This window comes from Chitinophaga niastensis, assembly GCF_003014755.1.
Taxonomy (GTDB): Bacteria; Bacteroidota; Bacteroidia; order Chitinophagales; family Chitinophagaceae; genus Chitinophaga; species Chitinophaga niastensis.
The window spans coordinates 102,288-124,379 of the sequence record NZ_PYAW01000005.1 but is presented as its reverse complement, the minus strand read 5'-3'; the positions used below and the strand labels follow the sequence as shown (position 1 = coordinate 124,379).

The 22,092-nt window shown below is 43.0% G+C and carries 15 protein-coding genes; 9 read left to right on the top strand and 6 right to left on the bottom strand.

Annotated elements, in window-relative coordinates:
* Positions 1–188: 188 nt before the first annotated feature.
* Complete coding sequence (locus CLV51_RS21555; protein ID WP_106530165.1) at positions 189–1,469, bottom strand: TCR/Tet family MFS transporter; 1,281 nt, start codon at positions 1,467–1,469, stop codon at positions 189–191.
* Positions 1,470–2,225: 756 nt separating this feature from the next.
* On the opposite strand from CLV51_RS21555, the gene CLV51_RS21550 reads away from it, so the two are divergent.
* From CLV51_RS21550 to CLV51_RS21530, 6 genes are all read left to right on the top strand, one after another.
* Positions 2,226–2,678 carry a helix-turn-helix transcriptional regulator gene (locus CLV51_RS21550; RefSeq protein WP_106530164.1) on the top strand — a complete coding sequence of 151 codons (453 nt, stop codon included), beginning with the start codon at positions 2,226–2,228 and terminating at the stop codon, positions 2,676–2,678.
* 53 nt (positions 2,679–2,731) lie between these two features.
* Entirely contained in the window at positions 2,732–3,124 is a 393-nt protein-coding gene (locus CLV51_RS21545) for a VOC family protein (RefSeq protein WP_245898904.1), read from the top strand.
* 108 nt (positions 3,125–3,232) lie between these two features.
* Complete coding sequence (locus CLV51_RS21540) at positions 3,233–3,835, top strand: DNA-3-methyladenine glycosylase (protein ID WP_106530162.1); 603 nt, start codon at positions 3,233–3,235, stop codon at positions 3,833–3,835.
* Positions 3,836–4,081: 246 nt separating this feature from the next.
* Positions 4,082–4,246 carry a class I lanthipeptide gene (locus CLV51_RS29205; protein WP_158267104.1) on the top strand — a complete coding sequence of 55 codons (165 nt, stop codon included), beginning with the start codon at positions 4,082–4,084 and terminating at the stop codon, positions 4,244–4,246.
* A 322-nt stretch (positions 4,247–4,568) separates the two neighbouring features.
* Complete coding sequence (locus CLV51_RS21535) at positions 4,569–5,546, top strand: hypothetical protein (RefSeq protein ID WP_146151348.1); 978 nt, start codon at positions 4,569–4,571, stop codon at positions 5,544–5,546.
* Between the two features lie 263 nt (positions 5,547–5,809).
* Complete coding sequence (locus CLV51_RS21530; RefSeq protein ID WP_158267103.1) at positions 5,810–10,696, top strand: PKD domain-containing protein; 4,887 nt, start codon at positions 5,810–5,812, stop codon at positions 10,694–10,696.
* A 23-nt stretch (positions 10,697–10,719) separates the two neighbouring features.
* On the opposite strand, the gene aceA is transcribed toward CLV51_RS21530, so the two are convergent.
* Positions 10,720–11,997, bottom strand: a complete 1,278-nt coding sequence (gene aceA / locus CLV51_RS21525) for an isocitrate lyase (protein WP_106530159.1) — start codon at positions 11,995–11,997, stop codon at positions 10,720–10,722.
* Positions 11,998–12,065: 68 nt separating this feature from the next.
* Complete coding sequence (aceB, locus tag CLV51_RS21520) at positions 12,066–13,670, bottom strand: malate synthase A (protein WP_106530158.1); 1,605 nt, start codon at positions 13,668–13,670, stop codon at positions 12,066–12,068.
* A 183-nt stretch (positions 13,671–13,853) separates the two neighbouring features.
* On the opposite strand from aceB, the gene CLV51_RS21515 reads away from it, so the two are divergent.
* The 3 genes from CLV51_RS21515 to CLV51_RS21505 all read left to right on the top strand — a co-directional run bounded on the left by CLV51_RS21515 (position 13,854) and on the right by CLV51_RS21505 (position 18,912).
* Positions 13,854–15,338, top strand: a complete 1,485-nt coding sequence (locus CLV51_RS21515) for an XRE family transcriptional regulator (protein ID WP_158267102.1) — start codon at positions 13,854–13,856, stop codon at positions 15,336–15,338.
* Between the two features lie 155 nt (positions 15,339–15,493).
* Entirely contained in the window at positions 15,494–17,884 is a 2,391-nt protein-coding gene (locus tag CLV51_RS21510; RefSeq protein ID WP_106530156.1) for an ABC transporter permease, read from the top strand.
* A gap of 395 nt (positions 17,885–18,279) precedes the next feature.
* Positions 18,280–18,912: a hypothetical protein gene (locus CLV51_RS21505; protein WP_106530155.1), complete on the top strand. Its 633-nt coding sequence runs from the start codon at positions 18,280–18,282 to the stop codon at positions 18,910–18,912.
* A gap of 110 nt (positions 18,913–19,022) precedes the next feature.
* On the opposite strand, the gene CLV51_RS21500 is transcribed toward CLV51_RS21505, so the two are convergent.
* From CLV51_RS21500 to CLV51_RS21490, 3 genes are read right to left on the bottom strand one after another with little or no spacing between them, the layout of a single operon-like run.
* Positions 19,023–19,952: a DUF5007 domain-containing protein gene (locus CLV51_RS21500; protein WP_106530154.1), complete on the bottom strand. Its 930-nt coding sequence runs from the start codon at positions 19,950–19,952 to the stop codon at positions 19,023–19,025.
* Positions 19,953–19,968: 16 nt separating this feature from the next.
* Positions 19,969–20,640 (bottom strand): fasciclin domain-containing protein, encoded by a 672-nt coding sequence (locus CLV51_RS21495; protein ID WP_158267101.1) that lies wholly within the window; start codon positions 20,638–20,640, stop codon positions 19,969–19,971.
* 10 nt (positions 20,641–20,650) lie between these two features.
* On the bottom strand, positions 20,651–22,087 hold the full coding sequence (locus CLV51_RS21490) for a RagB/SusD family nutrient uptake outer membrane protein (protein ID WP_158267100.1): 1,437 nt from the start codon (positions 22,085–22,087) through the stop codon (positions 20,651–20,653).
* Positions 22,088–22,092: the final 5 nt, after the last annotated feature.

The window sequence follows — 22,092 nt, the reverse complement described above, 5'->3', positions numbered from 1 at the left end:
TAAAGCGCGAAAAAAACAGCGAACACAAAAACGCCTCCAGGTCAATGACCTGAAGGCGTTTATTTTATTTTCGCCATCTCTTCCTGGCCCGTTTAAATCAATTGGCTATTCTCCGAAATACAAAACCCGACGCGGTTGTAAGTCTTTCTTCCTATAAATCATTGAAACAAACAACCCTATCACTATCATTAGTGCATGGGTACATCATTATGTTCACCCACACCATTCATCACTTCCAATAGTTCAGGCCGAACTTTCTTTTCCTTGTTCAACACCTTGTTGGTAATAATTATGCTGAGTAACATGCACACCGCGCCAATTAAAAAGTGTATTCCCGGAAAATAGAATGGTGCTTTGTTAGTAGTAAAATAAGTAAATGCGCTGTTCATAATCAGCGGACCAATAATGGTGGTAAGGCTCATAAGGCTTGTAAGCGCACCTTGCAGTTCTCCCTGCTGATTAGGAGGCACATGGCCCGAAATAACAGATTGCAATGAAGGTCCACATATTCCTCCCAGACAATAAGGTACCAGGAAAGCAAACATCATCCATCCCTGTGTGGCAAAGGCAAACAGGACCAATCCAAGGGTGTAGAGAGACAGTCCGAGGTAGATACTCTTTTCGTTCCCGATTCTGGGATTTATGACTCTTGTCAGCCCGGCCTGCACCGCTCCCACCAACACCCCTACCACTGCAAGGGAAATACCAACCATTTTTTCGCTCCAGTTAAAACGGTAAATAGTGAAGAAATTCCAGTTACCCTGAACAGACTGGGCTCCAAGATAGATAAGGAAAAAGCCGAATGCCAATCCACCGATCTCAGGGTGCCTGGTTAAAAACTTCAGGGAGCCAAACGGGTTGGCGCGTTTCCAATCAAAGGGACGGCGATTTTCTTTGCTTAATGATTCGGGTAATAAAAAGTATCCGTATAGGCAGTTAAGCAGGCAGAGTGCCGCCGCAGCATAAAAAGGAGCCCTTATGCCCCAGGTTGCCAGAAAAGCACCGAGCGCCGGCCCAAGGACAAAGCCCAAACCAAAAGCAGCGCCAATCATACCGAAATTCTTAGCCTTTGATGTTTCATCGGTGCTTACATCAGCAATGTAAGCGGTGGCAGTAGTAAAACTGGCTCCTGTAATACCGGCGATAACGCGTCCTACAAATAACCATCCATACGCCGGCGCCAATGCCAGAATGATATAATCGACCCCAAAGCCCAGTAATGAGAGTAATAAGACAGGACGGCGGCCGTACTTGTCGCTCAGGTTTCCGATTACCGGTGCAAATAAAAATTGTGTGATGGCAAAAACCGACAATAAAAGGGCACCATAAGTGCTGGCCTGATTAACCGGAATGCCTTTTAACTGTGCAATCAGATCTGCCATTACAGGAATAATCAACCCCCATCCCATTACATCGATCAGTAGGGTAATGAATATAAAGCTGATGGCGGCTTTCTTAGATGTATGCATAATATTTACTTTGGAGATTCGTAAAATTGAATGTTTCTACAGGATTAAATTTCATTTTTTCAGATGCCGGGATAGGTCAGCAAGCTGGCTAATTTTCTTGAATACCTCTTTCAAATGTGTAATCAAAGTTACCTTTCGCTTTTATTTTGTTAAAGAGGCGCCCGGTTAAGATCATTGCTATATCGGTGAAAGCTATGATTTTGCCGGTAAAAAGGTATAAAGTATGTTTATCGGGTTGCTAAAGTTAAACCATTCACTGCCGCATAGTGGCCTGTTTGTTCTCGTTGTGCATTCATTTGAAAATATGTTAACATCAATAGAAATATAATCATTAAGGATACGGGTTGCATGTGATGCGCTGTTTTTTGACGGAACAAACTTACGCCGAAATACTTAATAACGGAGGAGGTAAATGCGTCAATTTACAGGGGCGATTGAGTCAATGTTGATCCAGACAGGCCCAAACACTTTCTTATGGCAGGTATCCCGCTTTTTTATTTTAATAACAACTTCTGTTGCTTCTTCCGTATAGAGGATAACCTTCTGAATAAGGTATTACGCATTATATGTCCTGATTTGCCCCTTAAGTAGTCACAACCACACCCCCTTTAATTAAGCTTAGTACGATAACTTTGTTATAATTAATTAATATTGGAATTAAAGCAATATGATTGTGAGGAAGCTCATTTTAAACATATCGGTATCTATTGATGGTTTTTCACCTCAAAAAGTTAGCAGCAATAAAAAGGCCCTAAAATGATCAATGATCAATATCCTAAAATATATTTATACAGGCGATTAGTTCAGGCAAAACTTTTCATTGACACCCACTATGCAGATAACATTGACCTTGATAACATCGCTGATGAAGCATGCTTTTCTAAATTTCATTTCATCAGGCAGTTCAAAAATATTTACCAGAAAACACCACATCAATATTTGATTGTTGTTAGAATTGAAAAAGCAATGGAATTATTGAAAGCTGACATACCTGTTTCTGAAGTTTGTTATGCTATCGGGTTTGAAAGTTTAAGTTCTTTCAGCGGATTATTTAAGCGTATTGTAGGTATAACCCCTTCCATATATTTAATGCAGCACCAAAAAATAAAAGCACAAATAGTCAACGCACCTTTAGACTTTATTCCGGGTTGCTTTGCTGAAAAAAACGGTTGGATTAAAAATAGCAATTTTAGAGAACCGGATTTTTAATTTATAACTGTCCTTTGCGTAAACAATTAAAACGCAAAGCCATGATAACTAAAATGACACATGTGAGCCTCTACGTTCTCGACCAGAACAGTGCTTACGACTTCTACACTAATAAACTCGGATTTAAAGTTATAACAGATGTACCAATGGGTAAAGATCGTTGGCTCACAGTTTCTCCACCAGAACAACCGGGTTTTGAAATAACATTAACACCGATAACAACGCATATGTTCTCCAAAGAAGCAGCTGAGACCATGAAAGACCTTATAACAAAAGGAACTTTTGGTGTAGGTCTTTTTACCTGCAGCAACATCTTTGCAACATATGAAGAACTAAAAGCAAAAGGTGTTGAATTTACCAAGGCACCTAAAAAAGAATTCTACGGTACTGAAGCAATATTTAAAGACGATTCGGGTAACTGGTTTTCACTCGCAAAACTTGATTAAGGAATATTTGCATAAATTGCTGCTGTAAATCTGAAAAGACGAATCGTGATACCTTCTTTAAGAATTATATCACGATTCATAATCCCTGTAGTAAGGAAACCAAGCGGAATGGCTAAACTTCAAACAGCATTTTATCAACAAAAAGATGTAACCGCTATTGCACGACAATTGCTGGGTAAAATTTTGGTAACCGCAATTGACGGCGTGCGCACGGCTGGTATTATAGTAGAAACGGAAGCTTATGCCGGCATTAACGATAAAGCATCTCATGCATGGAACAATCGCCGGACAAAACGCACAGCAACAATGTATATGCCTGGCGGAGTAGCTTATGTGTATTTATGTTACGGTATCCACTATCTCTTTAATGTTGTTACCAGTGTTGAAAACACCCCACATGCTGTATTAATCCGGGCCCTGGAACCCGTTGATGGTATTGGCATGATGAAAATGCGGTATAATAATAAAGCCGGTGCTCAACTCACAGCGGGACCAGGCAATCTTAGTAAAGCTTTAGGCATAAACTCCGGCATGAATGGTGAAAGTTTAACCGGAAATAAAATCTGGATTGAACAAGCTGCCCAAATTAATGATAATCTTGTGTCTGTTTCTACCCGTGTAGGTGTGCAATACGCCGGAGAGGATGCTTATCTCCCTTACCGCTTTTGTATTAAAAATAATAACTGGGTAAGCAAAGGAAAAGGTTTATAAAGCGTAAATAATAAAAAGACGAGATACTTATTTATACCGCAGATAAAATAAAAAAAACCGATAATGCGTTTTTTTAATAAAATCACACTATATTCATATTCAGGCAGTGCAAGCTATTGTGTGAACCTATTAGCCATCAAATGATATCGGCGTCCTTATTTGCTGCCAAGGGATTCCCGTCTATCAATTATAAAAATCCCAATATTCAATAACTATTATTTATTCTAAACCAAACCCGTAATTTCCATGAAAAAAGTAACAACAAAAAAGCTAACCTTGAGTAAAATCAAAATTGCAAGTCTTGATGCTGCCAGCCAGAACCAGGTAAAAGGCGGTAAAAGCCTTTCTTATTCCTGCCCTCCTAACACCTGTATTCCTTATTCTGAATGGAGAACTTGTTGGTGTGTTTAATGATTAGCAACAACCTGTTAGTGTAAGCTGACAGGATTGTAAAAAGTGACTGAGTTATATACCTGCGGTGAAGTTTGTATGCTACTTATCTGAGCGTAAAAAGACTTCATCACAGGTATATTTTTGTTTGGTCTGTTTTATCATTGATCAAATGATATAGCTATACTATTCCCTGTAATTGTTTTCTCCTTAAGATCTCCTCAAATGCTCCTTTTCCCATGCGAGCTGCCTGCAATCATTTAAAGTACTTTAGTGATAGTATTGCTGTAAACCCGGAATCGTCATTTTCTTCATTTATTCACTTTTATCATCTCCCCTATTTATGAGCAAACATATCGTATCAGCCTTATTGTTGATGAGCATTCTAATCTTTACTTCCTGCCGGAAAGAACAGGCAAAAAACACCGGCGATAATACATTAACTACCCAAACGGTAGCTAGTAGTATTAATCCTTCATTACTTCATGAAGATGAAGTACTTACTCCAGGTGGTTGGAGGCCCAAAACAAAAGTTGCCCTGGTTGAGAACGGGCACCATTTAAGTGGAGCAGACAACAGGCTCCGTAAGATTGATAATCTTAATGGTAAGGTGATCAGCGATTACGGCGTTGTTGAAAATAAAGGCGGCAATGCCCCCGATTATCCGGGCAATGTTAATGTACCTGCCCACAGGATACTGCCGCTCGGATCTGGCTGGATTACTTATACTTATTGGAGTAATCCCTCTTCCACCCCTATTTCTTATTTCAACACCAATTGGGTGGTGCCACCGGCTCCTTCCACTAATTCCGGTCAGACTATTTTTATTTTCAACGGGTTACAAAATTCATCCTATATACTACAGCCAGTGCTGCAGTGGGGCCCATCAGCAGCAGGCGGCGGTAATTACTGGGCTATTGCCAACTGGTATGTTGATGGATCAAACGGTACCGCTTTGTTCAGTAACCTGATCCCTGTTAATCCGGGTACCAATTTACAGGGCATAATGACACTCACCGGCACTTCAGGCAGCCACTACAATTATACTTCCGCATTTGCAGGTTATCCTGCCATTACTTTAACTGTAAATAATATTGCGAAGCTTTACTGGGCTGCTGAGTCTTTGGAGGCATATGGTGTGAGTACATGTACTGATTACCCTGCAACCAGCAAAACCAGGCTGAGTGCTATTGAGCTGAGAGTGGGCAGTGCACAGGCGCCTTTATCCTGGCACGCAGTAAATGCTGTTACCGATTGCGGACAACATGCCACTATCGTAACGCCGGGAACGCCTAACGGCATTGTAGATCTGTATTATTAATCACTTTTTAACTGCCTGGTTTTATTAAACCGGACAATCTACTTTCCAAAATTTAAACAGCAATTACCAGATCCCGGGTAGGAAGCAGCCATCTCAAAAATAATTGAGGTGGCTTCTTCTTTTTGGGTAAAAGCAACAAAGCAGCTAAGAAATTTGTTAACCTGATGAATCTGATCTTTAAGCCATGGCAGGAACAATTCCTGTGAAAAACAATAATTAGTATACAGACTTATAATTAGCATAGACTCCTAAATCGAATGTTCTTGCTCCCCATCAAGTCCCAATATGCCGGCTCCGTGCTGTTGTGCCTGTTCGTAAGTTGTTTCATCATATCGGGCGCAAATGCACAACAAAAAGCTGACTTTAGTGCCAGTAGCCTCAGTGAGTGCGAATCACTCATCACTACCTTTACAGATAAGTCTACCGGCAGCCCGGTTTCCTGGCTATGGAGCTTTGGGAATGGATCTACTTCAATAGAGCAAAATCCAAGGGCTACTTATGTAATTCCCGGAGCATACACAGTAACGCTCAAAGTAACCTATGCTGATAGCAGCAGTGTACAGGAAACGAAGGCCGCTTACATCCATGTAAGAGCAAATCCTGTTGTGGATTTCAGCATTTCCGGTACAAAAAACTGCGTACCTTTTGTTACCACCTTTACAGATAAATCCCAACCGGGAGATGGCACCCTTCAACGCTTCAGCTGGGATTTCGGGGACGGTAATGTGGCATTAAACGGAGGGAGCAGTACCTCGCATACATATAACCAGGCCGGTATTTATGGTATAGTCCTCACCGTTACTAACAGTTACGGTTGTACGAGTTTTAAACAAAAGGACAAAGCCGTAGATGCAGAGCCCATTGTCAATGCGGATTTTAACGTAGCAGAAAAAGTGTTTTGTACTGCGCCGGCGGATGTGCTATTCACCAATACATCCATTGCTACCGGAAACATCACGTACAAGTGGGAATTTGATGATGGTACTATCAGTCATCTTAAAGATCCCGGTGCGCATACTTTTATTACCAAAGGCACGCATAGCATAAAATTAACGGTAGCGAATGAGCTGGGTTGTACTTCCACCAAAACAATAAATGATATCACTGTGGGTAATTACGCCACCAGCCTGACGGTCCCTACCCCGGTTTGTACGAATAGCCCTGCAACCTATCGAGGAGTATTTTCACCGGCAAGACCGCAAAGCATTGCCTGGGAATTTAACGATCAAAGCTACGGAGGGGCAAGCGATAGTGTTAACTATACTGCCCAAACAGCAGGTCCGCTAAAAGTAAAACTGACCACCATGTATGGCAACTGTAAAGATGTAGTGGAAAAAGTAGTGAATGTAAACCCTTCACCAGTGGGACTACCCAGCTCCGACTACGCATCCATATGTAATGTGCCTGCTACCGTACATTTCAAGGACAATACAACCGGCGCCACCAGCTGGAAATGGTTGTTCGGCGACCAGCAAAGTTCTGCACAGCAAACGCCCGCGCATACTTACCTGGCAGAAGGATACTATAAAGTCATTCTCCTGGCAACCAGTGCCGCAGGCTGTACCACTACCTTCTATGGGTTTGTGAATTTTCCCTCTACCCAAATAACAGCCAATGCCAGCAATGTGAGCGGTTGCGAGGAACTGGCCACTGTTTTCAGCGCTACCAGCAACAATGGTCAGATAAAAAATTATGCGTGGGACTTTGGTGACGGTTCTCCTATATCCACTGACGCAACGCCCAAACACGTATATGCCAAAGCAGGCACTTATGTGGTATACCTTGAATATACTACGACGAAAGGCTGCACAGGAAAAGTAAGGTGCAGCAGTGACATGGAAATATATAAAAAGCCCATACCGGATTTCAGTTCGCCTGATGCACCGGTCGTTTGCGGCAATAACACTGCTACATTCATCGGCAAGTCTGATATAGGGGACCGGTGGGTATGGAATTTTGGCGACAAAAGTGGTAATTCCGGCAATACGCAAACTGCTACACATAGTTATACAGCACCCGGCACTTATGATATTAGTTTAACGGTATGGAATCATACCTGCTCCACTACCGTTATCAAAAAGGGGTATATCAAAGCCATCAATCCTTTCCCCCGGTTCAGGATTGACCCCATCAATTGTGGCAATCGCACCACCATCAGCGTCAACGAATTTTCTTTGGGCGCCAATAGCTGGAAATGGAGCTGGGGTGATGGAAAAGATACCTCCTATACCATCCATAGTAATACTGTCACGCATACTTATCCTGCAGCAGGTAATTATACGATACAACTGACCACCGCTGATGGTACCTGTACAACGCATCTCAGTGCAAATACAAAGATCATTACCGCTTCACCAGTCACCATCACTACTGACAAAACCACACTTTGCAGTAATGAAATCCTTACTGCGGACATCACTAAAGCAGATTATGCTATTTACTCCTCAGCTCCTTTCCATTGGCAACTGAATGACAGTACGAAATTTGTATCGGGCAATAGTGACAGAAGCCATAAGTATACCGATATTCCACCGGGGAAAAAGTCCATCCGCATGCTTGCCCTTAACCAGCTGGGCTGTTATGACACCAGCAATGTGATAAATATTTCCGTTCGTGGTCCGCTGGCAAACTATAAACTACCGGGTACCATTCCATGCCGTGGCACCGAAGTTACCTTCACAGATGCGACAGACGTTACCAACAGCAGCGGCATTAAAAAATGGGAATGGAACTTCGGCGACAGCACACCTGTTGAAACCTTTACCACCGGACCTTTCAGGCATATCTACACAAAGGCAGCAACCAATATTAATCCCGTTGTAACCGTAACTGATAAGGATGGTTGTGTAAATACCTATAGTGGAAAAAAATTACAGGTGAATGGTCCCAATGCTGGTTTTTACGCGGATAGCTACCTGGTAAAACCTGGAAGCAATGTGTCCTTTACCAATACCTCCTCAGAAACAGGTGGTAAGATTGTTTCTATCCGCTGGAATTTTGGAGATGGTAATACTTCCACTGCACCTCAAAACGTTATTCATAACTATCCCAATAAAGGCGTGTATGCAGTAAAGCTGCAGATCATGGATAATCATGGCTGTAAAGATGAAGCAGGAAAGTCAATTAAAGTATCTCCCGTATTGGCTGGTTTCAACTATACCTCTTCTTTCGTAAACGGCGGCAACTGTGCTCCTATGTTGTTCCGCTTCAGTAACATCTCTTTTAACGCAGTTTCCTACTTCTGGGATTTTGGTGATGGCAATACTTCTGATCAGATTAACCCGATACATACCTATATCACACCAGGACGTTATACTGTAATTTTAAAAGTAAAGGGAAAAGATGGCATAGAAGATGAAGTGCAGGAAACAGTGATTGTAAAAGGCCCTTTGGCAGAGATACAAACCAATGCAACAGGTGGCTGCCTGGAGAAGGAAATTGAATTCACTATCCAGCCACATGGCGCCACCACGTTCAATTGGGACTTTACTGATGGTTTTGTTGAACAAACGAATGCCCTGCAGATAAAACATACCTTTAGAACACCCGGGATTTATAAACCACGCCTCCTGCTGAAAGATGATGCAGGGTGTAAAGGCAGCGCCTACCTGGATCATCCGATCGTAATAGATCAGCTGGATATAAAAATGAATTTCTCGCCTGGTTTGTTCTGCGACACAGGAACACTTTTCTTTGCACCTAAACTCAACAGCTTTTCCATCGATACGCTGGGCATCCCCGGCACCTATAAATGGACATACGATCCTTCTCTTCATCCAAAAGGAATTAACACGGCCACACCTGAATTTTACCTGAATAAAACGGGCACCTATGCATTCAGTTTGTTGGCCACTACGGTATATGGTTGTGTACAAACTGCGAAAGCAACCGTTAACGTATATCCCACACCGTTAGCCGCTATCACGGGTCCGGACAAGGCCTGCCTGGGAGTGCCCGTTACATTGGGCGGTGGTGTTACTAAAGCCACGGATGTAACCTGGAATTGGAACTTTGGTAATGGTGCTGTTTCTACTCAACAACAACCGGCGCCACAAACCTTCTCAACGCCTGCTAATTATAATATAGCCCTTACCGTTACCAGCAAAGAGGGATGCTCAGACAAAGTATTTCACCCCATCAGTGTACTACCATTACCGGATATTAAAGCCAGCGCAGCGGCTGACTTTATCTGCTTAAAAAACACAATTATATTGCACGCCAGCGGCGGCAACACTTATGAATGGACACCCGCCACAGGCCTGGATAATCCATCCAGCGCTAACCCGAAAGCCAGCCCCGTTGTAACTACTACTTATAAAGTAAAAGGGACTGATAACAATGGCTGCGTGAACAATGATCAGGTGGAAATCCGGGTGGTACAACCTTTCACTATACAGGCCGGTCCTGATACTGCATTATGTTTGGGTGATAAACTTTCACTCCACGTATCCGGTGCCGATAAATATACGTGGGAGGGTACTGGTATTGACAACCCTTCCAGTGCCGCCCCCAATATTGTAATTACCAGTGCCGGCAGTTATGTATACAATGTGACCGGTTATGATAAAGAGGGCTGCTTTTCAGACCATACCTCCGTGAATGTAAAAGTAAGCCCGATGCCTTTTGTGAATGCAGGGCCCGACCAGGAAGTAATGGCCGGTACCCCTGTATACCTGGTTAGTAACAACAGCAGTGATGTGGTGCGCTGGCGCTGGTCGCCGCCTGATTACCTGGATTGTGCTACCTGTCAGCGTACACGGGCCATCCCCAACCTGACTACCAGCTACCATTTAGAGGTAGAAAATATCTATGGCTGCAAAGCATCGGACGACATAATAGTACATATTGTCTGCAACCAGGGAGCAGTATTTATGCCCAATGCCTTTACACCTAACCATGACGGGCTGAATGAAACCATTTATCCCAAAGGAAAGGGCGTAAAAGAAATTGAATGGATGCGTATTTATGACCGGTGGGGCAAGCTTATATTTGAGAATACCCACTTCCCTGTGAATGCGCCATCAGCAGGCTGGGACGGCCGCAGTAAAAACCAGGAAGCGCCCATAGGGACCTATATCTACTTCATGCAAACAGTGTGTGAAAGTGGTGAAAAATTTCAATACAAAGGCAGTATTATTCTGATCAGATAACCCTGCACATTCCACCAATGCCATCAAATAAATTGTGCTATTTCTGTACTATCTTTCATCGCTGCCGTTGAGCCGCTACCCTGCTGTACAGTATTCTGAACAGCATCAAAATAGCCGGTACCTACAAAGCTCTGGTGTTTTACCGCCTTAAAGCCTTTATCCTGCAAGGCAAACTCACGCTCCTGTAATTCAGAAAAGCCGCTCATTCCTTTGTCTTTATAAGCAGTAGCCAGTTCAAACATGGAAGTATTTAATGCGTGAAATCCTGCCAGCGTAATAAACTGAAAGCGGTAACCCAATGCTGCCAGCTCTTCCCGAAAGTTTCCCATTTGCTTTTCACTGAGATGTTTCTTCCAGTTAAAGGACGGTGAACAGTTATAAGCTAACAGTTTTCCAGGATATTTTTCATGGATGCCTTGTGCAAATTCACGGGCTATTCCCAGGTCCGGTTTCGATGTTTCCATCCAAAGCATATCGGCATAAGGAGCGTAAGACAAGCCTCTGTTGATGCATTGTTCCAAACCATTACGCACATAATAAAAGCCCTCTGCGGTACGCTCTCCTGTAATAAAATTCCTGTCGCGCTCATCTACATCCGAGGTGATCAGGTTAGCTGCTTCAGCATCTGTGCGGGCTATTAATACAGTGGGTACTCCCATTACGTCAGCCGCCAGGCGGGCAGCCACCAGCTTATCTACCGCCTCTCTCGTAGGCACCAGGACTTTCCCTCCCAGATGTCCGCATTTTTTTGCTGAAGACAATTGATCTTCATAGTGTACACCTGCCGCACCCGCTTCTATCATGGCTTTCATCAGCTCAAAAGCATTCAGGTTACCGCCAAAGCCCGCTTCTGCATCGGCCACAATGGGGGCCATCCAGTCTTTGCTGTTATCACCCGACACGGAATCTATTTGCTCGCAACGCAGCAGCGCATTGTTAATACGCTTTACTACTTCAGGTACTGCATTAGCCGGGTATAAAGATTGATCAGGATACATTTGTCCGGCTACATTGGCATCTGCTGCCACCTGCCAGCCACTCAGGTAAATAGCCTGCAGGCCTGCCGCCACTTCCTGTACCGCCTGATTACCGGTAAGTGCACCGAGTGCTGTGGTGCTGGATTGTGTATGCAGATAATGCCAGAGCTTTTGTGCGCCTTGTTGGGCAATACTATATTCTATTGATACTTTGCTTCTGAGACGCAATACCTCTTCAGCAGTATAAGGCCGGAGTACACCTTTCCAACGATGATTTTCTGACCAATCGTTTTGTAGTTCGTTTACTTTTTGTGGAGTACACATCACATATCATTTTTTGAGTTAAAAAATTTATGAAATACCTGATCCAATGCAAACCTTTTGATATTGCTTTATACTATGTCATTATAGGCATTGATGGTGAAAAATGCTTCATATTCCTTTTGTACTACCAGGCGGTTAAAGATTTGTATGGCAGTAGGAAATTTACCTTTCTGGTACACTTCGGAGCCGATCGTTTGCCTGATATTCTCAATTTCTTCATCCCTTACCGTTTCATAAAGTTCCTGGTTGATCTCTCTGCCATCTTCCATTACAGCTTTACAGTGCAACCATTGCCATACCTGTGTGCGGGATATCTCTGCGGTGGCAGCATCTTCCATCAGGTTATAGATAGCAGCTGCGCCATTTCCTCTCAGCCAGCTTTCGATATAAAGAATACCAATGTTTATGTTCATACGCAAACCTTCCGCTGTAATAGTACCCTCTGGCAATGCGAGCAGTCTGATTTCATTCGTTACGAAGTCGGGCCGCTTGTTATCGATCTGGTTGGGTTGAGGCATATATTTATTGAATACCTCCATAGCGACAGGTACCAGACCAGGATGCGCTACCCATGTACCATCATGGCCGTCTTTTACTTCTCTTATTTTATCGGCGCTTACTTTTTCCAGTGCCTTCCTGTTGGCATCCTCATTATGCTTAATTGGAATTTGCGCAGCCATCCCGCCAATAGCATGGGCTTTCCGGCGGTGACAGGTTTGCACCACCAGTTGTGTATAATCACGCATAAAAGGAACTGTCATCGTAATTTGTGAGCGGTCAGGAAAGATATAGCCAGGTACGTTTTTGAATTTTTTGATGAAGGAAAAGATATAATCCCAGCGGCCACAATTAAGCCCCGCAGCATGTGTTCTCAATTCATACAAAATTTCATTCAGTTGAAATACTGCCGGAATTGTTTCGATCAATACAGTGGCTTTAATTGATGCTGCCGGAATAGAGATATAATTTTCTGCAAAATCGAAAACGGCATTCCATAAACGGGCTTCTTTATAACTTTCTGTTTTGGGCAGGTAGAAATATGGGCCTGTTCCACGCTGGAGTAATTCCTCCGCATTATGAAAGAAATAAACGCCAAAATCAAAGAGGCTGGCACTTATCGGTTCTCCGTTAATAGTAAAATGTTTTTCCTCCATGTGCCAACCGCGTGGCCGTATCAATAAGGTCGCAATTTCATCATTCAGCTGATAGCTTTTTTCGGCAGTCACAAGACGGATGGTTTTGCGCACCGCCGCCTTCAGGTTTATCTGTCCCTGGATGATGTTTACCCAACTGGGGGTATTACTGTCTTCAAAGTCGGCCATGAACATTTTTGCGCCTGAGTTGAGCGCATTAATGATCATTTTACATTCTACCGGCCCTGTGATTTCTACCCGGCGGTCCTGGAGGCCTGGAGGGACGGGGTTTATTTCCCAGTGTCCGTTCCGGATGTTTTCCGTTTCCGGCAGGAATCCGGGTAATTCGCCGGCATCTATTTTTTGTTGGGCCAGTTCTCTTTCTTTCAAAAGCTCCTTCCGGGTATGGTTGAAGCGAAGGTGTAATGCTTTAAGGAAATCAACAACAGGAGTGGTTAGTACCTCATCCATGCCATAAACAGCAGGACCTTCTACCACCACCTGTGCACGAGCCGGGGGGATTATAGTGGTTGATGCCATAATATAAATATTTACCTAAAAATAAGGAAATTTCTTGAATAGCGAATTTTTCGCTAAAATATTTTTTTTCGCGTTTTGGAGGATTTTGTACATTGTTGTGCAGTATATTTATATATCCGGCACTAAAAAGCGGTGTAGATGGTTTCATACACCAGACTATACATTGATTTAAAACTGAACACCATGATTACTGAAAACGAAAGCGTGCGGTTGATTTTGGGTCTGAAGCTGCGCAATCTCAGACAACAGCGGAATTTATCCTATCAGCAACTATCTGATGCTACAAAAATTACGGTTTCCTACCTGCACGATATAGAGAATGGTAAAAAATATCCAAAGACAGATAAAATATTGGCGCTGGGAAAAGTTTTAGGTACAGATTACGACTACCTGGTATCACTTACCGGCGATAAAAAATTACAACCCCTGATTGATCTTATCAGTTCGGACTTTATTAACGTGATACCCTGGGAGCATTTCGGTATAGCACCGGCAAGCCTCCTGGAACTCTTTACCAATACGCCTGATAAAGTAACGGCTTTCATCAGCACGCTGGTGAAGATATCAAGAGCATACCATCTTACGCGGGAAAACTTCTATACAACAGCCCTACGATCTTACCAGGACATCCACAATAATTATTTTGAAGACCTGGAAGTTGCTTCCCGGAAGTTCAGGGAGGAACTTTCTATAACAGAAACACTTCCGGTTTCCGTTCATGATTTAGAGCAAGCCCTGAAAGAAAAATACGGCATTCTTACAGACCGCAAAAAAATGGGCAGTATCAGCTCCCTTGGAAATATCCGCTCTTATTACAGTGCTGCAAAAAAAATATTGTATATCAACAAACAGTTTTCTTCCGGGCAGGAAGCTTTTTTACTGGCCAGGGAGCTGGCTTTTCAATTTCTGGATATTACCTTACGTCCTTTTGAAACCATTGTGCAGCAACCCTCTTCTTTCGACCAGCTGCTAAATAATTTCCGGGCTTCCTATTTTGCTGCAGCCCTGCTGATACCAGAAGATTATTTTGTGGAAGACATAAAAAGTATTTCAGGAAATGATAAATGGGACCCTGCTGCCTGGCTTCAACTCCTGGATAAATATAATGTATCAGCCGAGATGCTCCTGCAAAGGCTTACCAATATACTCCCGCATCATTTCAGTATAGACCAGCTCTTTTTCCTTCGTATGTCAGGCAGTGAAAAAGAAGGATATGAAATCAACAAGGAACTGCATTTGTCGCAACTACACAACCCGCATGCGAACCTCGTCAATGAACATTATTGCCGCCGGTGGTTATCTGTAAGACTCATGCAGGATGTACAGCAATTACCGGAAAAAAAGAAAAACAAGGGATCATTGATTGATGTTCAGATTTCGCATTATTGGCAAACACATAACCGTTATTTATGCATTACTTTGGCTAAACCCAAAAACAAAAACAGCCATGAAACAGTAAGCGTAACTTTAGGGCTTCTGCTCGATAGCTCACTCATGCAGCTGATGCGCTTTGTAAATGATGAAAACATCATTACCCGTACCGTTCATACTACCTGTGAAAGATGTTCGATAGCAGGTTGTAAGGAACGCGCTGTACCCGCCACTTATATTGTAAAAAAACAGAAGGAGCAGGAAGTCAGAACGGCACTGGAAGGATTGGAGCAGTAGCACGAAACCGGACATTACACTGTATCAAAACCGGACAATATGAGGTATTAACGATCAATCAATATATTGAAAATCAGCAATCAACCAAAATGGCATTATACTAGCTCCGGGAGCTGAAACACAGTGGGAAGGTATCAAACAATAAAACGTCGTTAATGCTTAAAAGTTATTTTAAAATTGCGGTCAGGAATCTTTGGAAGCACAAGGTTTTTTCTTTGATCAATATAGCAGGGCTTGCGCTGGGCATGGCCTGCAGCCTGCTGATCCTCCTCTGGGTGCAGGATGAAAGGCAGGTAGATGGATTTCATAAAAACAGTTCCCGGCTGTACAGTGTGTACCTGCGCTCATTCCCTGATGGAAAGGTAGATGCCTCTCATGCAACTCCAGGGCTGCTTGCGGAAGAACTCAGAAAAGTGATGCCTGAAGTGGAGCTGGCAGCTGGATTTGCCTGGTCTACCAACAACTCTTTTTCCGTTAAGGATAAGATACTAAAAGAAGATGGAAATGCAGCTGGACCGGAATTTTTCCGCATGTTCAGCTATCCGCTGCTGGCGGGTAATGCAGCCGATGCGCTGAAATCCCCGGAGAGTATCGCCATTTCCAGGAAGATGGCAGTTGCTTTTTTCGGCAGCCCGGAACAGGCCATAGAAAAGACTATCAGGTATGATGACCGCAAGGATTTTACAGTAACAGCCGTATTTGAAGATCTCCCGGCCAATGCATCAGAGAAATTTGATTTCCTGCTCAACTGGGAGTTCATGAAGAAAGAAAACGAATGGCTGACAGACTGGAACAGCAACGGCCCCAACACCTATCTGCTGCTACGCCCTGACGCAAACATAGCCCAGCTGGAAAACAAACTGCTACATTTCCCGGATGCCTATAATAAGGCAAACAAAGGCCCCCGTTATGAGATGGGGTTACAACGCTTTGATGCACAATACCTGCATTCGCACTTTGAAAATGGCTACCTGAGTGGCGGACGGATTGAATATGTACACCTCTTCAGCCTGGTGGCAATATTCATCCTGCTGATAGCCTGTATCAACTTCATGAACCTGACCACTGCCCGCTCTGTTAACCGGTTAAAAGAAATCGGCGTCCGCAAGGCGATGGGAGCGGTACGCTGGGAACTGATCCGGCAATTTGTTGGTGAAGCTATCATCGTAGCATTCCTCTCGGCGATACTGGCCAGCCTGATTGTTTGGATAGCGCTGCCGGCCTTTAACGGGCTTACCGGCAAACAGATCGTGCTACCATTCATTCATCCGGTATTCTGGCTGATGCTCACCGTACTGGCTATATTTACAGGCATACTTTCAGGTAGCTACCCGGCGCTGTTCCTGTCTTCTTTCAACGCGATACAAGTGCTGAAAGGCACACTGAAATCGGGTTCCGGCTCTTTATGGTTCAGAAAAAGCCTGGTAGTATTCCAGTTTGTATTGTCTATTATTCTGATTATCTCCACTATACTCATCTCCCGGCAGATACAGTATGTACAGCATACCAACCTGGGCTTTGACCGTGAAAACCTGATCTATATCCCACTGGAAGGCGACCTCATTGCAAAGCAGGATGTACTCAAACAGGCAGCTATGAGTAGCCCGTATATCAGCGCTGTAAGCAAAATGATGGGCAGCCCTACTACGCTCGATGCACGCACCAGCGGCGTGGACTGGGAAGGAAGAAACCCCGGCAGCACCCATTATTTCACCCACACCATCACCGGTTACGATTTCATTAAAACCCTCCACCTGCAAATGCTGCAGGGACGCGACTTTTCCAAAGATTTCGCTACAGATTCCAGTGGTTACATCCTGAATGAAGCTGCACTCAAAGTAATGGATCTTAAAGATCCGATAGGCAAATACATCACCTTCTGGGGAAAAAGAGGACAGATCATCGGTATTGTACGCAACTTCCATTTCCAGTCATTACACAATGCTATTGACCCGCTGATAATGCGACTGGAGCCCGCTGCCCAGAAAGGTTTCCTCAGCGCTTTCACAGGCAATACCTTCCTTGTAAGAACCCGGCCCGGCAAAACCAAACAGGCGCTGGCCACACTGGAACAACTCTATAAACAACTGAACCCTAAATTCCCTTTCACCTATAAATTCTCTGATGAAGAATACTTCAGGCTCTATAAAAGCGAAGAAGTAATAGGCCGGCTTTCCGTCATCTTTGCTGTATTGGCCATCTTCATTTCCTGTCTCGGATTACTTGGCCTGTCTATATTCACAGCAGAACAGAAAGCCAAAGAAATCAGCATCCGTAAGGTGATGGGCGCCAGCGCTGCCTCCCTCTTTGGCTTGTTGTCGACGGACTTCATGATACTGGTAGGCATCGCTTACCTGATTGCTGCCCCTCTTGCATGGTGGGCTATGCATCAATGGCTGCAACAATTTGCCTACAAAACAGATATCAGCTGGTGGGTATTTGGCTTGTCCGGTTTACTCGCGGTACTCATCGCACTGGGTACTGTCAGCTTCCAGGCGATTAAAGCCATCAATATTAACCTGATAAAGAGTTTACGGGGAGAATAAATATAATTTCGTATAGTCTTTTAAGTTATAACAGGGAGGGTAAATTGCCCTCTCTGTTATAACTTAAAGTTCACAGCGTAATAAATATTTTCTGTTTTTCTATTCTTTGCCTGCTATTTTCAAAGCGTCTTTCATGACGCTTAATATTTTGCCAGGAAATATAATTTTGTTTAGATTATCATTTATTTATATATTTATGGTCTAAACAGCCACTATATTAGTCATCAAGGGTACCTCATCATTTAAGAAAACAACAAAAATACACCAATTCCCTCTTCTATCACGCTGGGTATAACCAGACGTGAATTACACCTTTGTCATGCACTTACCGGATCACTAACAAAATAAATAACAGCTCACTCCAATCAACAATCTTAATTCTAAACAAAACAGTCATGGACGAAACAAAAAATATTATCAGCAAGAAAGACTTCTTAATCGGAACCGTAATAGTGATTATTATGGCAACTATATTTACAATCATTGGTGGTTTACCATTAATTGTAACATTTGTTGTGAGCCTTCTTTTCACCTGGATTGCATTTCTTTATTTATTCATTAAAAAAACAACATTACCAAGCCTGTCATCATTTTTACCGTTCTATTTCATAACATTTGCATGGCAGTTTATACATTTTAACGAAGAGTTTTATACTGGCTTCAGGATTGATTTTCCACATTTATACAGCGTATCAGAATATTCTGCTACAAAATTTGTGACTATAAATATGTTATCCTACTTCGTATTTACTGTTACCTGTGTACTAGCTTTTAAAAAGAGGCTGAATTTTTTATTGGTACCTGTTTTATTTTATATTGTTTATGGTGCCATAGGTAATGCAATTGCGCATACCTGGTGGAGCATCTATTCAAAAGGATATTTCCCCGGATTTTACACAGCTCAGGTGTATTGGATATTAGGGCCACTCGTTCTGTATAAATTGTTTCCTTCAAAAAAGATGGTGGCTATTTTTATTATACTGTACGCACTTGTGATGATTCCCATGTTGACGTTTTTTGCGAAGTAAAGTAACACCACCCAGGTTTTCTTTTAAATAAATGCAAAAGCCTTCAAATCATTTGATTTGAAGGCTTTTGCATTTATTTATTAAAAATTTCATCGGGAAATTTTATTTCCCTAATTGTATTTCAATTTAATAGTAACCTTCCAAATGCCTTCTTTCAGAATAGACAAATCAAACCAATAATTGAAATACGCCCCGTTTACATCGCCGTTGTTGTACATATCAATTCTCAGTACCTGTCCGGCCACAAAAGGTAAAGGGAAGCCTGCTATTTCCAGTTCCAGGTGATCAGGGAATTCAGTATATTTTGTAGGATTATTCAAACCCATATTGTGCCAGTCTTTCAAATCCGTTACGCCGGGAGTGTTTGAATAATCATATCCGGTTAATGCCTTCGGATCAACAGGTGTTCCATCTTTTTTCAACACATACACCATGATCTTATTGCCGGTATTTACCTGCCTTTCAAACGTTACATCTATACCTGTCAGATTACCATCAATACCGGCAAACCTGTATGTATATGGTAATGCATAACTAACGTCAATTGTTAGTGCAGATTTAAGAACGATTTCTCCGGCACTGTTCTTCACTTTTACATCGATCGTGTACTTGCCTTTGGTTAGTTGTAAGGTATCGGAAGCTTCCGGGTATATCACAATATTGCCGTTCTCCGGATTAATATCAATAGCAGGCCGGTTAACTTTCGTACGCTTCTGATTGAGTTCATCCACTGTTTTTTCTTTCCCGGTATACTCCGCCTTCCAAAAGTAAGTATCTACTTTGTAGCTCATCACCTTGTCTGCTATTTTTCCGTCCTCAGAATGAATAGCATCAATGCTAAATTCCAGCGGCTTGGTAGATTCATCAGTTACCATCGCGCCTGATTGGATAAGAGACGCTCCTACTGAAATTTTAATGGAGGGATTGGTATACTTGAGTGCCGGGCTTAAAAAACCAACATTACTTTCTTTTTTGCATGAAATGCCAAACAAGATGATGGCCAGCCATAATATGCACTTTATTTTCAATGATATTTTCATGATAAAATGATTAAGACTATCTGAAATATTTCTGTTTTAATCCTGCAGCGAAACTGGAGCCATAAGTTAATACATGCACGACTGCATTAGCTGTTATCAGATTATGTGTCTGGATATTACCTGTATATTTTATTGAATCCAAACCAGGGATTTTTAAATGCGTATACTCTATATAATATGCGGACGTTGGTATGGAGCTACTTGAGGTCGTGCCTCCGCCCTTACCATAAATAAGCAGGCTATCGCCGTTACCGGCCTTATAATACTTTTGTACATCTTTTACAGCCTGCTCGAGGGTTATCCTGGCATTAGGTATGATAAACCTGTTCAATAAGCTCAAAAGCGTATCCTTTCCAATGTCAGCCAATGCCCTGGGCACTTGCCGGTCGTCCGGATTATAGTTCATCTGCAAACGCATCACCGCATTATTGGGTGCTGCAAAAAAAGTAATGTTGTCCTGGTTAACGACCGACTTTGTATTGGTCAGATCAATTATTTTAACCAGGGAATCGAACATGTGATTAGGCCTGCTTGCCAGAAAATCGTAGACCAGCATCTTTTTGTCTGCTTCGGATTGCTGTGACAGGCCGCCGTCTATGTAATAATTATTTTTCCTGCATGCCGAAAATACCAGAATGGTGGCTACTGCCAGGAGTGTTGCTTTTTTCAATGAAATATTTTTCTTCATACGATAAATATTATTTCCAGTATTCATTCTGCGTAATCATAAAATTGCTTTTGGCGATGATGCCCTGATCAATCGGGAGTAGCCATGCGCCTTTTTGATACCAATCAGCTGCGGTAATTTTCGAGTCCTTATCCAGCTTTCTTGTTCTCACCAGGTCAAAGAAATATTGCCCTTCGCCTATCAGTTCTTTCCTACGCTCCAGCAGGATGGTATCCTGAATATCTCCTCCACCGGTATATGGAGTGGCAAATGCACGCCCCCTTACTTTATTCAGCAATACAGCAGCTTCTGCGGCCCTGCCTACTGCCGTGCTGGCAAGTGCTTCTGCGCGCAGCAGCATAATATCTGCCAAACGGGTAATAATAATGTTTGATTCATTGATATTTTGAGAAGATGTATCGCCTTTTACCTGCAACGTTCTGTACTTGCCTAAAAAGATACGGTCATTATTCACTCCCTGCAGGTAAGTTTCGCGGGTAAACCAGGTAAACAACCGGCCATCCCGTGCGCCGGGAGTGAACATCTTATTGAGCTGTTGTCTGGTTGGAGAAAGTATAAACTTGTCCGTTCCGCCGCCACCGTCTGATTGGTCTGTATACCATGGCCTGCCAAGCGTTCTGTTGTAAACACGGTTTTTCTGCACCTCTCTTAAACTGGCATCAAAATTCAGTTCAAAGATTCCTTCGCCGGACTTACCAACGAAAATACTGAGCAGATTAGTGGTGTCTGTAACAAGGCTGAATGGCCCGCGGGTGATCACGCTGTCGCATAATTTTTCACAGCCGGCGAAATCCTGCAGCCAGCCAAGCACATGTGCTTTGATAGCCCAGGCGGCTCCTTTACTGGCTCTTACAGCTCTGTCGCCATCGCCGTAATCAAGCTCCAGATTAGTAATCGCAATATCCAGGTCAGCTTTGATCTGATTAAATACATCTTCCTGCTTAGCCCTGGACAAATTTTCGGTGTCAACACTCTTTAAGTTCAGGGGTACATCTCCCCAGAAACGTACCAGGTAGAAGTAAGTGAGCGCCCTTATAAAGCTGGCTTCACCGATATGCCTTCTCCGGAGTGCGGCGTCATAGGTAGTAATCAGCGGAATCTTTTCAAGCAACAGGTTGCATTGTGCAATTACTGTGTAGAACTGATTCCAGTTACCTCCCCCGTTATTTAATAACGCAGCTGCTGTATTGGTGGCAATCGGCGTTTCTATCCGGACATTGGAACTCTGCGAGTAACTGGAGAACACATCCGCTCTCACATCGCCCATGAGAAAAACTTTATCAGGTACTACCGTGCGCAGAAAAGAATACGCAGCAGCTACTCCCTTCTCCACGTCAGCAGAAGAAGTAATGGCGTTATCAGCGGTAGGCAGTTCAATGATTTCAGGGTCCAGTATTTTTTTACAGGAAAATAATAATGCGAAAGATGCCAGCAAAACGCACATCATTATTC

Coding starts and splice junctions, on each gene's coding strand:
- CLV51_RS21535 (WP_146151348.1), top strand. CDS start 4,569: ATGAGCAAACATATCGTATCAGCCTTATTGTTGATGAGCATTCTAATC.
- CLV51_RS21510 (WP_106530156.1), top strand. CDS start 15,494: ATGCTTAAAAGTTATTTTAAAATTGCGGTCAGGAATCTTTGGAAGCAC.
- CLV51_RS21545 (WP_245898904.1), top strand. CDS start 2,732: ATGACACATGTGAGCCTCTACGTTCTCGACCAGAACAGTGCTTACGAC.
- CLV51_RS21550 (WP_106530164.1), top strand. CDS start 2,226: ATGATCAATGATCAATATCCTAAAATATATTTATACAGGCGATTAGTT.
- CLV51_RS21490 (WP_158267100.1), bottom strand. CDS start 22,087: ATGATGTGCGTTTTGCTGGCATCTTTCGCATTATTATTTTCCTGTAAA.
- CLV51_RS21500 (WP_106530154.1), bottom strand. CDS start 19,952: ATGAAAATATCATTGAAAATAAAGTGCATATTATGGCTGGCCATCATC.
- CLV51_RS21540 (WP_106530162.1), top strand. CDS start 3,233: ATGGCTAAACTTCAAACAGCATTTTATCAACAAAAAGATGTAACCGCT.
- CLV51_RS21495 (WP_158267101.1), bottom strand. CDS start 20,640: ATGAAGAAAAATATTTCATTGAAAAAAGCAACACTCCTGGCAGTAGCC.
- CLV51_RS21555 (WP_106530165.1), bottom strand. CDS start 1,469: ATGCATACATCTAAGAAAGCCGCCATCAGCTTTATATTCATTACCCTA.
- aceB (WP_106530158.1), bottom strand. CDS start 13,670: ATGGCATCAACCACTATAATCCCCCCGGCTCGTGCACAGGTGGTGGTA.
- CLV51_RS21515 (WP_158267102.1), top strand. CDS start 13,854: ATGATTACTGAAAACGAAAGCGTGCGGTTGATTTTGGGTCTGAAGCTG.
- aceA (WP_106530159.1), bottom strand. CDS start 11,997: ATGTGTACTCCACAAAAAGTAAACGAACTACAAAACGATTGGTCAGAA.
- CLV51_RS21505 (WP_106530155.1), top strand. CDS start 18,280: ATGGACGAAACAAAAAATATTATCAGCAAGAAAGACTTCTTAATCGGA.
- CLV51_RS29205 (WP_158267104.1), top strand. CDS start 4,082: ATGAAAAAAGTAACAACAAAAAAGCTAACCTTGAGTAAAATCAAAATT.